General features: G+C 71.2%; 14 protein-coding genes and 1 tRNA gene. 8 read left to right on the top strand and 7 right to left on the bottom strand.

All coding sequences use genetic code 11. The features are described from left to right. Positions 1-34: 34 nt before the first annotated feature. Complete coding sequence (locus JK364_RS47640; protein ID WP_201857692.1) at positions 35-817, bottom strand: ABC transporter ATP-binding protein; 783 nt, start codon at positions 815-817, stop codon at positions 35-37. 403 nt (positions 818-1,220) lie between these two features. Here JK364_RS47640 and JK364_RS47635 point away from each other — a divergent pair. Further along, a tRNA-Leu gene (locus JK364_RS47635) sits at positions 1,221-1,303 on the top strand. Between the two features lie 185 nt (positions 1,304-1,488). Beyond that, a complete protein-coding gene (locus tag JK364_RS47630) occupies positions 1,489-2,385 on the top strand; it encodes a Bax inhibitor-1/YccA family protein (protein ID WP_201857691.1) in 897 nt (298 codons plus the stop codon). A 153-nt stretch (positions 2,386-2,538) separates the two neighbouring features. On the opposite strand, the gene JK364_RS47625 is transcribed toward JK364_RS47630, so the two are convergent. Next, positions 2,539-2,769, bottom strand: a complete 231-nt coding sequence (locus JK364_RS47625) for a DUF4287 domain-containing protein (protein ID WP_037954490.1) — start codon at positions 2,767-2,769, stop codon at positions 2,539-2,541. A 119-nt stretch (positions 2,770-2,888) separates the two neighbouring features. Between JK364_RS47625 and JK364_RS47620 the strand changes: the two genes are divergently transcribed. Next, entirely contained in the window at positions 2,889-3,239 is a 351-nt protein-coding gene (locus JK364_RS47620) for a hypothetical protein (RefSeq protein WP_307841628.1), read from the top strand. Positions 3,240-3,364: 125 nt separating this feature from the next. On the opposite strand, the gene JK364_RS47615 is transcribed toward JK364_RS47620, so the two are convergent. The 3 genes from JK364_RS47615 to JK364_RS47605 all read right to left on the bottom strand — a co-directional run bounded on the left by JK364_RS47615 (position 3,365) and on the right by JK364_RS47605 (position 7,476). Next, positions 3,365-4,306, bottom strand: a complete 942-nt coding sequence (locus JK364_RS47615) for a hypothetical protein (protein ID WP_201857690.1) — start codon at positions 4,304-4,306, stop codon at positions 3,365-3,367. 431 nt (positions 4,307-4,737) lie between these two features. Continuing rightward, positions 4,738-5,958: an acetyl-CoA C-acetyltransferase gene (locus JK364_RS47610; protein ID WP_201857689.1), complete on the bottom strand. Its 1,221-nt coding sequence runs from the start codon at positions 5,956-5,958 to the stop codon at positions 4,738-4,740. 486 nt (positions 5,959-6,444) lie between these two features. Next, on the bottom strand, positions 6,445-7,476 hold the full coding sequence (locus JK364_RS47605; RefSeq protein ID WP_201857688.1) for an SGNH/GDSL hydrolase family protein: 1,032 nt from the start codon (positions 7,474-7,476) through the stop codon (positions 6,445-6,447). Between the two features lie 207 nt (positions 7,477-7,683). Here JK364_RS47605 and JK364_RS47600 point away from each other — a divergent pair, with 207 nt between their 5' ends. Next, positions 7,684-9,069 (top strand): cystathionine beta-synthase, encoded by a 1,386-nt coding sequence (locus JK364_RS47600; RefSeq protein WP_201857687.1) that lies wholly within the window; start codon positions 7,684-7,686, stop codon positions 9,067-9,069. A gap of 280 nt (positions 9,070-9,349) precedes the next feature. Here the strand turns inward: JK364_RS47600 and JK364_RS47595 are convergent, their stop codons facing one another. Further along, positions 9,350-9,787, bottom strand: a complete 438-nt coding sequence (locus tag JK364_RS47595) for a hypothetical protein (RefSeq protein WP_201857686.1) — start codon at positions 9,785-9,787, stop codon at positions 9,350-9,352. Positions 9,788-9,993: 206 nt separating this feature from the next. On the opposite strand from JK364_RS47595, the gene JK364_RS47590 reads away from it, so the two are divergent. The 4 genes from JK364_RS47590 to JK364_RS47575 all read left to right on the top strand — a co-directional run bounded on the left by JK364_RS47590 (position 9,994) and on the right by JK364_RS47575 (position 14,727). Continuing rightward, positions 9,994-11,373, top strand: coding sequence for an acyl-CoA synthetase (locus JK364_RS47590; protein WP_201857685.1), 1,380 nt, complete (start codon positions 9,994-9,996; stop codon positions 11,371-11,373). Between the two features lie 95 nt (positions 11,374-11,468). After that, complete coding sequence (locus JK364_RS47585) at positions 11,469-11,744, top strand: hypothetical protein (protein WP_201857684.1); 276 nt, start codon at positions 11,469-11,471, stop codon at positions 11,742-11,744. Further along, complete coding sequence (locus tag JK364_RS47580; RefSeq protein ID WP_201857683.1) at positions 11,731-12,354, top strand: DUF6879 family protein; 624 nt, start codon at positions 11,731-11,733, stop codon at positions 12,352-12,354. Before JK364_RS47585 ends, JK364_RS47580 begins: the two co-directional genes overlap by 14 nt. Positions 12,355-12,408: 54 nt before the next feature. Next, positions 12,409-14,727 carry an ATP-binding protein gene (locus JK364_RS47575; RefSeq protein WP_201857682.1) on the top strand — a complete coding sequence of 773 codons (2,319 nt, stop codon included), beginning with the start codon at positions 12,409-12,411 and terminating at the stop codon, positions 14,725-14,727. 22 nt (positions 14,728-14,749) lie between these two features. Here JK364_RS47575 and JK364_RS47570 read toward each other — a convergent pair whose 3' ends face one another. Further along, the gene (locus JK364_RS47570) at positions 14,750-16,177 is read right to left on the bottom strand and encodes a purine-cytosine permease family protein (RefSeq protein ID WP_201857726.1); all 1,428 of its coding nucleotides are present in this window, start codon (positions 16,175-16,177) and stop codon (positions 14,750-14,752) included. Positions 16,178-16,189 lie beyond the last annotated feature (12 nt).

The following is a 16,189-nucleotide window of genomic DNA, read 5'->3' as shown; positions in this document are numbered from 1 at the left end:
GAGGCGGCGTGCGGAGATGGGCGCGCGCCCCGCGTCAGCTCGTGCGGCCCTTGGCGTCGAAGCGCTTCATGCGGTCGAGTACCGAGTCGGCGGTGGGGTTGCGCAGCTCGTCCACGATCCGGCCGTCGGCGAGGAAGACCACCCGGTCGGAGTAGGCCGCGGCGACCGGGTCATGGGTCACCATCACGATCGTCTGGCCCAGCTCCCGCACCGAGTTGCGGAGGAAGCCCAGGACCTCGGCGCCGGAGCGGGAGTCCAGGTTGCCGGTCGGCTCGTCGGCGAAGATGATCTCCGGCTGGCCGGCCAGGGCGCGGGCCACGGCGACGCGCTGCTGCTGACCACCCGACAGCTGGTTGGGGCGGTGCTTGAGCCGCCCGGCCAGACCGACCGTGGCCACCACCTGGTCCAGCCAGGCCTGGTCGGCCTTGCGGCCCGCGATGTCCATCGGGAGGGTGATGTTCTCCAGCGCGTTCAGCGTCGGCAGCAGGTTGAACGCCTGGAAGATGAAGCCGATCTTGTCGCGGCGCAGCTGGGTGAGCTTCTTGTCCTTGAGCGTGGTCAGTTCGACGTCACCGATCCGGGCCGAGCCGTTGGAGATGGTGTCGAGACCCGCCATGCAGTGCATCAGCGTGGACTTGCCGGAGCCGGAGGGGCCCATGATCGCGGTGAACTCCGCCTGGCGGAACTCGACGGAGACCGAGTCCAGGGCGATTACCTGGGTCTCGCCCTCGCCGTAGACCTTGCTCAGGTCCGTGGCGCGAGCGGCCGCGCCAGTGGAGTGGGCGGTGGTTTTGACGCCGAGGGGCATGGTGGTCACGGTGAATGACTCCTGTCGTGCTGTGCGGGAGTGAGCGGGACGTCACTCCATGGTTCCGGTTGTGAAGGGGTACGGGATCAGCCCGTGCGCCCGTTCTCGTGGGGGTCTCGCGATGTAGGTGGTGGCGGCGGAGTCCTCCTTGAGAAGGAGAGGACGCCCCGTTCGGGGCGTCGAGATTGCGTCAATCCCCAGTTAATGGGGGTTCAGGGCATATCGGCAGGTCCAATGGACGTCGGCATCTTCGGGTACCCCGCCCCGCTGCTGATGCACCCTCAGTTGCCAATAAAATAAGACAACCTCGGGTCGAGGATTCACTGTGCGGGGGCATGTCCCCGGATAGGCTCGTGCTGCTCTCTTCCAGGGGAGGGCCGTATGCGCACCGTGCGGCCCAGGGGGAACCGCCGCCCGGATGGTGGAATGCAGACACGGCGAGCTTAAACCTCGCTGCCCCTCGCGGGCGTACCGGTTCAAGTCCGGTTCCGGGCACCTTCAGATCCGGTGGGCGCACTCAGCGTGTGTGGATGGTCGCCCCAAGTGCGTGCGCGGGGCCCGCAGGGGCCTCGCGCGGCCTCTTCCTGCGTGAAAAGATCCTCCTTGGGCACTAGGGTGCTTTCTTTGCTTACCCATTACCCTTGAGTCAAGGTCGCGCTCGGCGGCCACGGAGGAGTGAGATGAGGAGCAGCAACCCGGTCTTCTCGCGACGGGGGTTCAGCCGCAGCGGCGGCTACGCCGGTTTCGGCGCGGCGCCGCAGGCCGGGAGTCCCGCCGCCGGTCAGGCCAACCCGTACGCGGGCGGTAATCCGCACGCGCAGACGCAGCCGCCCACGAACCCCTACGCGGCGGGCGACCAGCAGAATCTGACCCCCGAACAGCTGCAGCAGATGTACGGCGCGCCGCCGGCGGGCCCGCTGCAGACCGGCCGGATGACGATGGACGACGTCGTCATGCGCACCGGTATGACCCTCGGTACCGTCATCGTCGCCGCCGCGGTCGCGTGGATCGCGCAGCTTCCGGTGGGTGTGGGCTTCGGCGCCGCGCTCGTGGCGATGGTGCTCGGCCTCGTCCAGTCGTTCAAGCGCACGGCCTCGCCCGCGCTGATCATGGGTTACGCCCTCTTCGAGGGCCTCTTCCTGGGCGTTATCAGCCAGGTGTACAACGATCGCTGGTCCGGCATCCCGATGCAGGCCGTGCTCGGCACGATGGCCGTGTTCGTCGGTGTGCTCGTCGCGTACAAGACCCGCCTCATCCGGGTGAACGCGCGATTCCAGCGCTTTGTGCTCGCCGCCGCCATCGGCTTCATCCTGCTGATGGCGGTCAATCTGCTGTTCGCCGCCATCGGCGGCGGGGACGGCCTCGGCTTCCGCAGCGGTGGCCTCGGCATCGTCTTCGGCCTCGTCGGCGTCGTGCTCGGCGCGGCGTTCCTGGCGATGGACTTCAAGCAGGTCGAGGACGGTGTCCGGTACGGCGCTCCGCGCGAGGAGTCCTGGCTGGCCGCCTTCGGGCTGACGCTCTCGCTGGTGTGGATCTACCTGGAGCTGCTCCGGCTGATCTCGATCTTCAGGGACTAGCGCTCCTGAGCGTCGCTCAGCACGTAGACATCACGTAGACAGCGCGTAGAAGGGCCCGCGGAGGGGGAGACCTCCGCGGGCCCTTCTTCCTATGCGGCTTAAGCCGCCCCGTTCGGTGGGTCTGTCATACACGCTTCTGCCTCCGGGCAGCGGCTACAGCAGCTTGCGTGCCGCACGCCTCAAGTCGTGTTCATGGATGATGGCCTTCGCATGGCCGTAGGCGAGCTGGTGCTCGCCGCGCAGCCAGCTGACCTTCTCCTCGAATCGGAAGAAAGCGGGGCCCTCGTCGACCGTGCGCAGCCAGTCGGCGACTTCACGGCCCGTGCACTGGGGGATGCGGGAGAGTAGGTTCCGGTGAGTCTCGTCGGAGAAGATTTGGGACATCGGCGCCTCCGGACGCTTCCATGCCGGACCCGGGTCGCTGGCCCGGGTTTCCTTCAGCTCACCGTGCCTGAGTGTTCGCCCGTTGGCAACAGTCCCTCAGTGGCGCATACGCTCGGAGCGTGGATGATGTCTCCCCCCTCCTGCCTCTCCTGGCCGCCGTCGACCGGCTCGCCGACCGGTTGCGCGCCCTTCCGCAGTCCCGGCTGCGCGCGGGCGCCGCGGCCGAAGGACTGGCCCTGGCTAGGGAATTGTCGGTGCGCGCACAGCGGCTCGAGGAGCCGGGAACCCCGCCGCGGATCATGCCGGACGCGGGGCTGTTCGTGGTCGCCGACCAGGTGGCGGTGGCCGGACATGACTTGGTGCACGCGCTGGAGCGTGCGCCGGGCGGCGCCGGGGGCGGCGATACGGCGCGGGGGGCCGCCGAGGCGGTGGTGCTCGTGGCGGAGGCGGCGGGGCGCTGCGGCGTGTGAGGGTCCGCGGCCCGCGCAGGGCCTGAGGGCCCGGCTTACGGCCTGAAGGCCCGCTCAAGGCCTGAGAGCCTGCTTACGGCGGGGCGATGTGTCCCCTGCGGCTACAGCTACAGCTACAGCTACGGCTACAGCGAGGCGATGACGCGGTCGGCGAGGACGTACACGTTCTCCTCGCCGCAACCGAAAGTGAGCGCATAGGCACCGGAGACGCCCGAGCCGCCGAGCAGCACCGGGGCGGTGCCCTCGCGCAGCGCGTCCGCCAGCCGCTCAGCGGTCTCCCGGTGGCCCGGGGTCATGCAGATCGTGGTGCCGTCGGCGAAGACGTAGACATCGAGGGTGCCGAGGGGGCCGGGCCGCACATCGGACAGCGGGGTGCGGGCATCGGCCAGCTCGGTGAGCCGGCTCACCGTACGGTCGTGGTCGGCGACCGGTGACGACGGGGCGAAGTCGGGGTGGGACGGATGGCGACGGCGGGCCGCCGCCAGCTCGGCGGACTCCCGGGGCTCGGCCGCGGGCTCCGCCCCGGCGCCCAGCTCCAGCTCCACCTCGGACTCGACCTCGGGCTCCTGGTCCCCGCCGGAGTCCATGGCCTCGGGGCCCAGCGCGTCCAGCCCGAGCAGCGGTTCGAGCCCGGCCAGGTCCGCCTGGCGGGGCACGAAGAGCTGCGCGTCCTGGGAGGCGTCCTCGAACCCGCCCGGCCCGCTCAGCAGCGAGTGGGCGTCGGCCGCTCCGGCGGAGTCCCTGGCCTCCTGGGCGGCCCAGAACGCCCGCGCCTCGGCCAGCTCGCGCTCCCGCTCCTCGGCCAGCGCGTCGGCGACGGCCGCGCGTATCTCGGCGGCCGGGGTGGCGCGGGGCGCGGGCACCGCCGCGCCGCCCTCCTCGCCTCCGCCTCCGCCTCCGCCGTCTCCGCCGCCGCCCGTCCGGGCGCCGGCGGCCACGGTGGCCGCGAGCTCGGCGCGCAGCTCACTGATCTGCCGGCGCACACCACGCGCGGTGTGCAGGGCGGCCGTCCCTACGGCCGTGGCGGTCACCGCGGCCAGGAGGAGGACAAGACTCGTGGGGCTCACTGACGTACTCCCGGTTGGCTGTAGATCCCCCGAATTCCTACCTCAGCTTGAGGCTTATCGCCTCTCGACGTCAGTGCATACCATCACCAAATGGGCAGAATTCGGTACCGGGCGGGCCTTTGGACACCGGTGCTGAGCTGGGCAGACGGCTCTCCCCCAGGACTTTTGTCACATCCTGGGGGAGATTCGGTCACGGCCCGGATCGAACCAGTCTCGCAGACGCGCTACGAGGCGGCCGTCCGGCCCGGCTCCGCGGATCGGCTCCGCCGTGTGTGCCGCCTGCGGCGGGCTGCTCCCCTCCCCGCCCCTTCCCGACACCTGACGATCTGCGGCTCCGCCGCGTGGGGGGGCTTCGCCCCAGACCTCGGGGTCTGGGGCGAAGCCCCAGTGTCGGGAAGGGGCGGGGAGGGGAAAGAGCCGCCAGGCGCCTACTAGCTCAGGCGCTCGATGACCATGGCCATGCCCTGGCCACCGCCGACGCACATGGTCTCCAGGCCGAACTGCTTGTCGTGGAACTGCAGCGAATTGATCAGCGTGCCGGTGATCCGGGCGCCGGTCATGCCGAAGGGGTGGCCCACGGCGATCGCGCCGCCGTTGACATTGAGCCGGTCCAGGTCGATGCCCAGATCGCGGTAGGACGGGATGACCTGCGCGGCGAACGCCTCGTTGATCTCCACCAGGTCGATGTCGCCGATCGACATCCCGGCGCGGGCCAGCGCCTGCTTGGACGCCTCGACCGGGCCGTAGCCCATGATCTCGGGGGAGAGGCCGGTGACGCCGGTCGACACGATCCGCGCCAGCGGGGTCACGCCCAGTTCCCGGGCCTTGGTGTCGGACATGATCACCAGCGCCGCGGCGCCGTCGTTGAGCGGGCAGCAGTTGCCCGCGGTGATCCGGCCGTCGGGGCGGAAGACCGGCTTCAGGCCCTGCACCGCCTCCAGGGTGGTGCCCGCGCGGGGGCCGTCGTCCTGGCTGACGACCGTGCCGTCGGGGGTGGTCACCGGGGTGATCTCGCGCTCCCAGAAGCCCTTCTTGATGGCCTCCTCGGCGAGGTTCTGGGACCGCACGCCGAACTCGTCCATCTCCTCGCGGGTGACCCCCTTGAGCCGGGCCAGGTTCTCGGCCGTCTGGCCCATCGCGATGTACGGGTCGGGCAGCAGCTCGTCCTCGCGCGGGTCGTGCCAGTCGGAGCCCTCCTGCTCGGCGCGCGCGACCGTACGGGCCTCGGCCTCCGCGAACACCGGGTTGTGGGTGTCCGGCAGCCCGTCCGAGGTGCCCTTCTTCGACCGCGAGACCATCTCGACACCCGCCGAGATGAAGACGTCGCCCTCGCCCGCCTTGATGGCGTGCAGCGCCATCCGCGAGGTCTGGAGGGAGGAGGAGCAGTAGCGGGTGATCGTACAGCCGGGGAGGTGGTCCATCCCCATCTGCACGGCCACGATCCGCCCCAGGTTGTGCCCCTGCTCGCCGCCCGGGAGTCCGCAGCCGAGCATCAGGTCGTCGATCTCGCGGGGGTCGAGCTCGGGGACCTTGGCGAGCGCGGCCTGGATGATCTCGGCCGTGAGGTCGTCCGGCCTCAGATCCTTGAGCGAACCCTTGAAGGCGCGGCCGATGGGGGAACGGGCGGCAGAGACGATCACTGCTTCGGGCATCACGGCTCCATGAGGGCGGGGTGCGGGTGGGGTGCGAGCGGGGTGCGGGTGGGGTGCGGGCGGGACTCTGAGGGAAGTTACCCGTACGTATCGGCAGGGTCACGGGGTGCGGGCTGTGACGCGGGACTCTTTTTCCAAGCGTACGCTCAGCGGCCGGGGGTTCGCCTGGGTTGCGCCCTTCCGCGCATGGGGTCCGGGCCGCGCGGCTCGCCCCGGGTGCGGCGCCGTCTCGCGCCTTCGGCGCAATTGAGCAGCGGGGCAGGGGCGCCGGGGCGCGGGATGCGCCGCCGGGCGCCGGGCCGGTGGTGGTGGCCGCCGGTGGCGGCTTCCGTGCTCGGCGGCCGGGGTCCCGCCGGGCCGCGGGCGGCAGGGGTTCGGTACCCCCTCTCCAAAACGCTTGATCTGGCGCAACTAATACATCAAGCGATTCCCTGGAGGGCCCCGTCCCCCGCTGTCCGGTTTCGGCCGGGCGCGGGCCCGCGCGGGTCAGCGGCCCGGAGGGGGCGGCGATGTCGGGGACGGGGTGTCGGGGGAGCCGGACACGGCCGCGGGCTCCTTCGTGGCGGGGCCCTGGCGGCGCAGCAGACGGGCCCAGGGGCCGCGGGCCGCCGTGACCTCCGTGCCGCCCTCCGCGGCCGCCTCTGCCGCCGCCGTGGCGACCAGCAGGATGCCCTCGTCGAGCATCTCCGGCGCCTCCTCGGGCCACAGGCCCAGCGAGTCGCACAGGGTCGGCAGAATGGCCATCGCGGCCGTGGCGTACCCCTCCGCCGAGGGGTGGTAGTTGTCCGGGCCGAACAGCTCCCGCGGGTTCGCCGCGAACTCCGGGCCCAGCAGATCGCCCAGCGAGACCGTACGCCCGCCCTGCTCCACCACCCCGATCGTCTGCGCGGCGGCCAGCTGCCGGCTCAGCCGCCGCGCGATCCAGCGCAGCGGCTGATAGACGGGCTCGATCGTGCCGAGGTCGGGACAGGTGCCCACGATCACCTCGCAGCCCGTCTCGCGCAGCCTGCGCACCGCGTCCGACAGCAGCCGCACCGACTTGGCGGGCGGCATCCGCCGGGTGACGTCATTGGCGCCGATCATGATCACGCATACGTCGGGGAACAGGTCCGGATCCTCCAGCACCAGCGTGACCTGGCGCTCCAGATCGCTGGACTGCGCCCCCGGCAGCGCCACGTTCCGCAGGTCCACCGGGCGCTCCGCGACCGCCGCCAGCCCCGAGGCGAGCAGCGCGCCCGGTGTCTGACTAGGGCGGTGGACGCCCTGTCCGGCGGCCGTGGAGTCGCCGAGAAAGGCCAGCCGCAGTGGTGGCTGGCCGGTCCTGCGGGCGAAGGCGAAGCCATATCGGCCGTCCGCGCGCGGAGGCGGATCGTCGGACCCGCCCACGACCCGCTTCGCATGGGACACCTCGGTGAGGACCAGGACGGCGGTCACCCCGCCCAGCAGCCCGATCCCGCCGCCCCCGTACGCCGCCGCGGCGGCGATCCGCCGCGCCACCCTCGCCCTCGACATCGACATGGGTTCAGCCCACCTCCGTCCGCACGTCCGCACGTCCGCGCGCGCTTCTTTCTCCTTTGTACGCCTTGCTAACAAGTTGTTGCCCCGTGCAGGCTTCGTCCCAACGCGCCGGTCGGAGGGCGGCAGCGCGCAATAAGCTGACAGCACGGCCCCGCGACGGCGGCCGCCCCGACGCGGAGATCCCGCGGAACCGGACCAGGAGCAGGTGTGCAGTACTACGAATCGATGATTGAGCTGGTCGGCAACACCCCGCTCGTGAAGCTCAACACCGTGACCGAAGGCATCCGGGCGACCGTCCTGGCCAAGGTCGAATACTTCAACCCCGGCGGCTCGGTGAAGGACCGGATCGCGGTCCGGATGATAGAGGCCGCTGAGCGCTCCGGTGAGCTGAAGCCGGGCGGCACCATCGTGGAGCCGACCTCCGGCAACACCGGTGTGGGCCTTGCCATGGTCGCCCAGCGCAAGGGCTACAAGTGCGTCTTCGTCTGCCCGGACAAGGTGTCCACGGACAAGATCAACGTACTGCGGGCCTACGGCGCCGAGGTCGTGGTCTGCCCCACCGCGGTGGACCCCGAGCACCCCGACTCGTACTACAACGTCTCCGACCGGCTGGTCCGCGAGACGCCGGGCGCCTGGAAGCCCGACCAGTACAGCAACCCGAACAACCCGCTCTCCCACTACGAGACCACCGGCCCCGAGCTGTGGGAGCAGACCGAAGGCAAGATCACCCACTTTGTGGCGGGCGTCGGCACCGGCGGCACGATCTCCGGCACCGGCCGCTATCTGAAGGAGGCCAGCGAGGGCCGGGTCCAGGTGATCGGCGCCGACCCCGAGGGCTCGGTCTACTCCGGCGGCTCCGGCCGCCCGTATCTGATCGAGGGCGTCGGCGAGGACTTCTGGCCGACCGCCTACGACCAGACCGTCGCGGACGAGATCGTCGCCGTCTCCGACAAGGACGCCTTCCAGATGACGCGGCGGCTGGCCAAGGAGGAGGGGCTGCTGGTCGGCGGCTCCTGCGGGATGGCCGTCGTGGGCGCGCTGAAGATCGCCGAGCGGCTCGGCCCGGACGATGTGGTGGTCGTCCTGCTGCCCGACAGCGGCCGCGGCTATCTCTCCAAGATCTTCAACGATGAGTGGATGGCCGACTACGGCTTCCTCGAGGAGGACGGCCCCTCGGTGCGGGTCGGCGATGTGCTCCAGGGCAAGGAGGGCGGGCTGCCCTCGCTGGTCCATATGCACCCGGACGAGACGGTGGGCGAGGCCATCGACGTGCTGCGGGAGTACGGCGTCTCGCAGATGCCGATCGTCAAGCCGGGCGCCGGTCACCCCGATGTGATGGCCGCCGAGGTCATCGGCTCGGTGGTGGAACGCGAGCTGCTGGACGCCCTGTTCGCGAAGCGCGCGGAGCTGACCGACCCGTTGGAGAAGCACATGAGCCCGCCGCTGCCGCATGTCGGCTCCGGCGAGCCGGTCGAGGACCTGATGGCGGTGCTGGGCACGGCGGACGCGGCGATCGTGCTGGTGGAGGGCAAGCCCAAGGGCGTGGTGAGCAGGCAGGACCTGCTGGCATACCTGGCCAACGGCCCGAAGTGAGGGCCCGTAAGGGTCCCAACCGCCCTTCGGGCAAGTGGTACGAACGTGTCACGCGCCCGCAGCACAGGGTTAACACGGCTCCGGCAGATTAGTGGGTGTCGGAAGGACGACACCGACACCCGAGATGAGGCGACAGGACCTCCGGAGCGGCTCCCGGACCTCCATGTTCGCCTGGACGCGGAATTCCGGCCCTGACCCGGCCCGCGTCCCCGCGGGGACCGCCGTCGTCCCGCCCTCGGTGGCTTGCCACCGGGGTGCGGCGGTCCCCGCGCAGATTTCCCTAGTCCCCGCTCTCCTCCTGCCTACGGCCTCGGCGGAGCCAGGAGAAGGCGCCCATGGCGTGGACCGCGTTGACGCCGAAGATTCCGGCCCAGGTGATCAGCAGGCCGGGCAGGCCCTCGTTCACGACGCCGATGGCCGACAGCGGGATGGCCAGCACCAGGGAGACCCCGACGAAGGCGAAGCGCTCGCCGAGGCCCAGGCCGTGGGCCTGGTCCGCGGGCGCGCCGGTGGCGTACGGGCGGCTGCCGCGGGCCGACGCCATCTGCTGTTCGGCGAGCTGGCGGCGGACATGGCGGTCCGCCGTATCGTTGAAGCGCTGCTCGACCTTCTCCATGAAGGAGTCGACCAGCTCCGACTCGTACTCCGCGCCCAGCTCCTTACGGGTCTGCAGGGCCGCGTCGAGTTCCTTTTTCAGATCCGGGTCACGGGCGTCCATGCTTAAGGACGGTACGGTCGCGGGGACGCTTTGTCGGTAGGGCTAGCCCCCGAAACCAGCCACCTGAAACCAGCCCTCCCGAACCCAGCACCCCCGAACCCAGCACCCCCGAAACCAACACCCGAAGCCAGCCCCCGAACCCAGCACCCCGGAAGACGAGCGGGCCCGAGAAGCACCCCCGGCCCGCTGTGGAAGGAGTCAGTTCCGTGACCGCACCTCTCCTCACGTCCCTCGCCGCGCCCGGCGACGACCGCCCCGACGCGCTGAGCGTCGGCGGCCGCGCCCTCTCGCGCGAGGAACTGCTCGGTGCCGCGGGCGCGGTGGCGGCTCGTATCGCCGGTGCGCCGGTCGTCGCGGTCCGGGCGACCGCGACCCCGGAGACGGTGGTCGCGGTGGTCGGCGCGCTGCTGGCCGGGGTGCCGGTGGTGCCCGTACCGCCGGACTCGGGACCGGCCGAACGCGACCACATACTGCGGGACTCGGGCGCCACCCTGCTGCTCACCGGGGAGACCGTGGACGCCCCGGTCGAGACCGTCCCGGTGGACCTGACCGAGCGCGCTGCGTGGACGAAGGCGGAGCCGGACCCGGAGTCCACGGCGTTCATCCTCTACACCTCGGGCACCACGGGGGCGCCCAAGGGCGCGCTGATCTCCCGGCGGGCGGTCGCCGCCGACCTGGACGGGCTCGCCGCGGCCTGGGCCTGGACCCCGGAGGACACCCTGGTCCACGGGCTGCCGCTGTTCCATGTGCACGGGCTGGTGCTCGGCGTGCTGGGCCCGCTGCGGGTGGGCAGCCGCCTCGTCCACACCGGCAAGCCGACCCCGGCGGCGTACGCGGCGGCGGGTGGCAGCCTCTACTTCGGCGTCCCCACCGTCTGGAACCGCGTCGTCCAGGACCCGGACTCCGCCCGCGCCCTGGCCGCCGCCCGGCTGCTGGTCTCCGGCAGCGCCCCGCTCCCCGCCCCCGTCTTCCGCGAACTGGAGCGGCTCACCGGCCAGCGTCCCATCGAGCGCTACGGCATGACCGAGACCCTCATCACCCTCAGCACCCGCGCCGACGGGGAACGCCGCCCCGGCTACGTCGGCACCCCGCTCTCGGGCATCCGCACCCGGATCGCCGCCGAGGAGGGCGCCGAGATCGGCGAACTCCAGCTGACCGGCCCGACCCTCTTCGACGGCTACCTCAACCGGCCCGAGGCCACGGCCGGTTCGTACACCGAGGACGGCTGGTTCCGCACGGGCGACATCGCCGCCATCGAACCCGACGGCTTCCACCGCATCGTGGGCCGCGCCTCCACCGACATGATCAAGTCCGGCGGCTACCGCATCGGCGCGGGCGAGGTCGAGAACGCCCTGCTGGACCACCCGGCCGTCCGCGAGGCCGCCGTCGTCGGCGCCCCGCACGAGGACCTGGGCCAGGAGATCGTCGCGTACGTCGTGGCCGACGGCATCGGCGAGCGGGAGCTGATCGACTTCGTCGCCTCCCAGCTCTCCGTCCACAAGCGCCCCCGCAAGGTGCGCTTCCTGGACGCCCTGCCCCGCAACGCCATGGGCAAGCCCCAGAAGAAGCTGCTGCCCCCGGCCTGACCCCGGCTTGATCCAGTCCTCGGCTCCGGCGACCGTTGCCATCCGTGAAGGCCATTCCTACACTCGGTAACCACGACGGATGAGTGGAGAGAGCGATGGCCCGTGCATGGGAAGCCGACCCGTCCGCGTCGTTCGCGCGTCGATTAGGAAAGTCGGCGCGCGAGCTCGGAACCACCGGTGGACGTGACGGGTGCCCCGACATCTGGCAGCTCGACAACGGTGACATCGCGGTCATCGGCCGCGACCTCACCGACACCTACCGGGCGAAACTCCCCGACGACGCCAGCATCGCCCCTGACGAGCGCCTCGTCGTCATCCCGAGCTCCACCCTGAGCGCCGCGAAACCGGACATCCCCGATGCTCGGACTTGACGGCCCCCGCCTCGACACCGGCCAGGGCGAAGCGCTGCCCCTCGACGACTACCGCCGCGACTTCCGCGAGCGGCAGTGGACGATCGACGGCCAGGACTCCTGGAAGCTGGAGCGCGGGCAGCACTTCAGGGAGCCGGGATTCGCCAGCTGGGAGGCGTTCGCCCTGGGCGACTGGGACGAATCCCTGCGTCTCATCGAGGAGGAGCGCGACTATCTGCGGGAATTCTCGCAGGAGGTCGAAAACCACCGGATCACCCTCTACCGGGTCCGGGTGGTCGAGGAGCCCATCACCCCGTATCTGCAATGGGAGCTGCATCTGCTGCGGCTGCGCGCCGAATACGGGGAGAGGATCCGGGTGGTCGGCCCGGAACACCTCGCAGACCTGGAGAGAACCGAACCGTTGCCGGAGCTTCTGACGCTGGGCGACTCCACCACCTACCGGATCCGCTACACGGAACAGGGCGTTCTCGACGGCGCGGTGCGATTCACGGATGCCGGGATCACCACCTGCTGCCGCGCGCTCACCAGAGATCTCTACGACGCCGGTGAGGATCTGGGGTCGTATTTCGCCCGCGAAGTAGCGCATTTACCGCCACCACAACCGGAGTAGCAGATCAACGAGGATCACGGCACGCATTCCGAACTGTCCGGGTCCGCGGGTGACGTGGTGCAGGCCCGGGACGTCAGCGGAGGCATCCACTTCCACAGCGGCGGCCGCCCCGAGAGTCTCAAGCCCCGGCAACTGCCCGGAGACGTCCGGGGATTCGTCAACCGGGGCCAGGAGCTGGGACGGCTCGACGCCATCCTGACCGACGGCGGCGATGAATCCGTTTCCGTCCCGGTCTGCGTTCTCGCCGGGACCGCGGGCGTCGGCAAGACCTCCCTGGCGCTGCGCTGGGCGCACCGCGTACAGGACCGTTTCCCCGGTGGCCAGTTGTATGTGAACCTGCGCGGTTATGACCCGGGTGCGCCGGTCACCCCGCAGGAGGCGCTGCATCGGTTCCTCTCGGCTCTGGGCGTACCGTCGGCGGCGATTCCGGCGGACCTGGAGGCGGGCGCGGCGCTCTACCGGTCGCTGCTGGCCGGGCGCGGGGTGCTGGTCATCCTCGACAACGCGGCCACCGCGAGCCAGGTGAGACCGCTGCTTCCGGGCGCCGCGGGCTGCCTGGTCATCGTGACCAGCCGGAGCCGGCTGTCCGGGCTGGCCGTCCGCGACGGGGCGCACACGCTGACCCTGGGCACGCTGGACGAGGCGGAGGCCGTCGCGCTGCTGAGCGTCGTCACCGCCCCCTACCGCCCGCAGGACGACCCGGGCCGGCTGATCGAGCTGGCGCGGCTGTGCGCCCGCCTTCCGCTGGCCCTGCGCATCGCCGCGGAGCGGGCCGCCAGCCGTCCGCAGATGGGGCTGGACGACCTGATAAGAGACCTTCGCGATGAGTCAGCCCTGTGGGACGCCCTGAGCGTGGGAGACGACGAGGAGGCCGAGGCGGTGCGTACCGTGTTCGCTTGGTCCTATCGCGCGCTGCCCGCGGAGGCGGCGCGTCTCTTCCGGCTGCTCGGGCTGCATCCGGGCGCCGAGTTCGGCACCGCGGCCGCCGCCGCTCTCGACGCGGGCGGGGGCACCGGCCGTATCCGGCATCTGCTGGATGTGCTGGTCGGCGCCCATCTGCTGGAGCAGACCGGGCCCGACCGCTACGAGTTCCACGACCTGCTGCGCGCCTACGCGGCCGACCAGGCGCGCCACGAGGAATCCCCGGAGGAACGCGGGGCGGCGCTGCGGCGGGTGCTGGTCTGGTATTTGCACTCCGCGGACGCGGCCCAGACCTGGATCAACCCTCAGGAGGCCCACATCCCGCTCGATCCGCCGGGCGACGGCCTCACCCCCGCGTCCTTCGCGGACTACGACGAGGCCATGCGGTGGTACGAGACGGAGCGCGGCAATCTGCTGGCCGCGACCCGCGCGGCCGAGGAGGCCGGGCTCGATGTGATCGCCTGGCAGCTTCCCGCGGTGCTGCGGAGCGTGCACATGCTCCTGAACCCGTTCGAGGAGTGGCTCGCCATGGGCCGCGTCGGACTGCGTGCCGCCCGCAGGCTGGGCGACCGCACCGCGGAGGCCGAGCTTCTGGAGAGCCTGGGAATGGCCTGTACGCAGTCGCATCGCCTCGCCGAGGGGGCCGAGTACCACCAGGGTGCCCTCGCCGCACGCCGGGAGACCGGCGACCGGCTCGGGGAGGCGCTCTCGCTGAATGACATCGGGCTGATCCACTTGCGGGGACGCGGGCTGGAGGCGGCGAAGGACCGGTTCGAGCAGGCGGCGGCGCTCTTCCGGGAGTTGGGCGCCGCTCAGTGGGAGGCCGTCGTGCTGGCGAATCTCGCCGAGGTGACGTACGAGCTGGCCCGGCCGGAAGAGGCGTCCGGCTTTGTGCTGCGGGCCCTGGAGATGCACCGTGAGCTGCGCAACCAGGGCGGTGAGGGCAACGCGCTGCGCATCCTGAGCGCCGTTCAGCGGGAGAGTGGGCAGCCGGAGGAGGCGCTGCGGTCCGCACAGGGCGCGCTGGACATCGCCCTCACCCACCGCAACCACATGTGGGAGGGGTACTGGCTGCTGGAGCTGGGCCGGGCGCAGCAGGCCAACGGTGCGTTCGACGCCGCCCTGGTCTCGTTCCAGCGCGCCGCCTCCCTCCAGCGACGCCTCGGCGACCGGGCGCGGGAGGCGCGGGCGTGGGACGGTGCGGGGGAGACGTACCGGCGGCTCGGGCGGCCCGGCGAGGCGGCCGAATTCCACCGCCGCGCCGCGGCGACCCACCGGGAGTTGGGCGACCTGTGGCACACGGCGCTCTCCCTCGACGGTCTCGCCGGTGTGCTGCGAGAGGCCGAGGAGGCGCGGCGGCACTGGGCCGAGGCCCTGAGGGCGCTCGCCTCGTACGACGACCCCCGGGCAGTCGCACTGCGCGAACGCGTCTCCGCCGCCCTCGCGCGATAGGGAACACCTTTGGGAGGCCCGCTCACCCGGATTCGGTGACGTGCGGGCGGCCCGGTGCGGGCTCCCGGGTGAGGATCATGTGGTCCGGGACGTGGGCGGTGTCGCGGTGGGCCAGGAGCCAGTAGACGGCGGCGGGGACGGCCAGGCCGATGAGCCAGGAGATGTCCGCGCCGCCCAGGGGGGCGACGAAGGGGCCGGTGTAGAAGGCGGTGGACAGGAAGGGGAGTTGGGCGAGGACGCCGAGGGCGTAGGTGGTCAGCGCCTTCCAGCGCCAGGCGCCATAGCGGCCGTTCGGGTCGCTGAGGGCGGGGATGTCGTAGCGCTCCTTGGCGATGGTGTAGTAGTCGACGAGGTTGATCGCGCTCCACGGGGTGAAGAAGGTCAGCAGGAACAGCAGGAAGTCCTTGAAGGAGGACAGGAAGCTGTCCTTGCCGAGCAGCGCGACCGCCGTGCCCGCGACCATGATCCCGGCGATGTAGGCGGCCCGGCCGCGCGGGGAGAGGGTGGCGCGGCCGCGGAAGCCGCTGACGCTGGTCACCATCGACATGAAGCCGCCGTAGGTGTTGAGGACGTTGATCGTCAGCTTGCCGAGGGCGATGACGAAGTAGAGCAGCGAGGTGATCAGGGCCGCGCCGCCGCCGAGGCCGACGATGTACGAGACCTCGTGGCCGACGAACGCGTGGCCGGCCGCGGCGGCCGCGAGGGCGCCGAAGGTCATGGACCACTGGGAGCCCAGGACGGTGCCGGCGAGGGTCCAGGAGAAGGTGGCCTTCGCGGAGGTGGCGCGCGGCAGATAGCGGGAGTAGTCGGCGACGTACGGGCCGAAGGCGAGCTGCCAGGAGGCGGACAGCGACACCGCGAGGAGGAAGAGCGGGAAGTCGAAGGTCCGGTCGTGGAGGAGGGTGGCCAGGTCGGTGCGATCCAGCAGCCGGATGCCCAGATAGACGAAGGCCAGGGCGCAGATGACGCCCGCGATCCGGCCGAGGGTGTGGATCAGGCGGTAGCCGACGGCGGCCGCCACGGCGGTGACGAGGGCGAAGAGGACGATCCCGGTGGTGTCGCCGAGATGGGTGAGCTCGCCGACCGCCTGCCCCGCGAGCACGCTGCCGCTGGCGAAGAAGCCCACGTACATGACGATGACCAGCAGCAGCGGGACGATCGCGCCCCGGACCCCGAACTGGGCCCGGGAGGAGATCATCTGGGGTAGGCCGAGCCGCGGTCCCTGGGCGGAGTGGAGCGCCATGACGGCTCCCCCGAGCAGGTTGCCGATCAGCAGGGCGATGATCGCCCAGAGGGCGGCGGCGCCGAAGACCACGGCCAGGGCGCCGGTCACGACGGCGGTGATCTGGAGGTTGGCGCCGAGCCACAGAGTGAACTGGCTGAAGGCGGTGCCATGGCGTTCCGTGTCCGGGACGACGTCGATCGAGCGCTTTTCGACCAGCGAGTCCAGCGAGTCCAGCGA

The organism is Streptomyces endocoffeicus (assembly GCF_016741935.1).
Classification (GTDB): Bacteria; Actinomycetota; Actinomycetes; order Streptomycetales; family Streptomycetaceae; genus Streptomyces; species Streptomyces endocoffeicus.
Note: the sequence above shows the minus strand (reverse complement) of the source record. Positions and strands in the feature narration are given on the sequence as shown.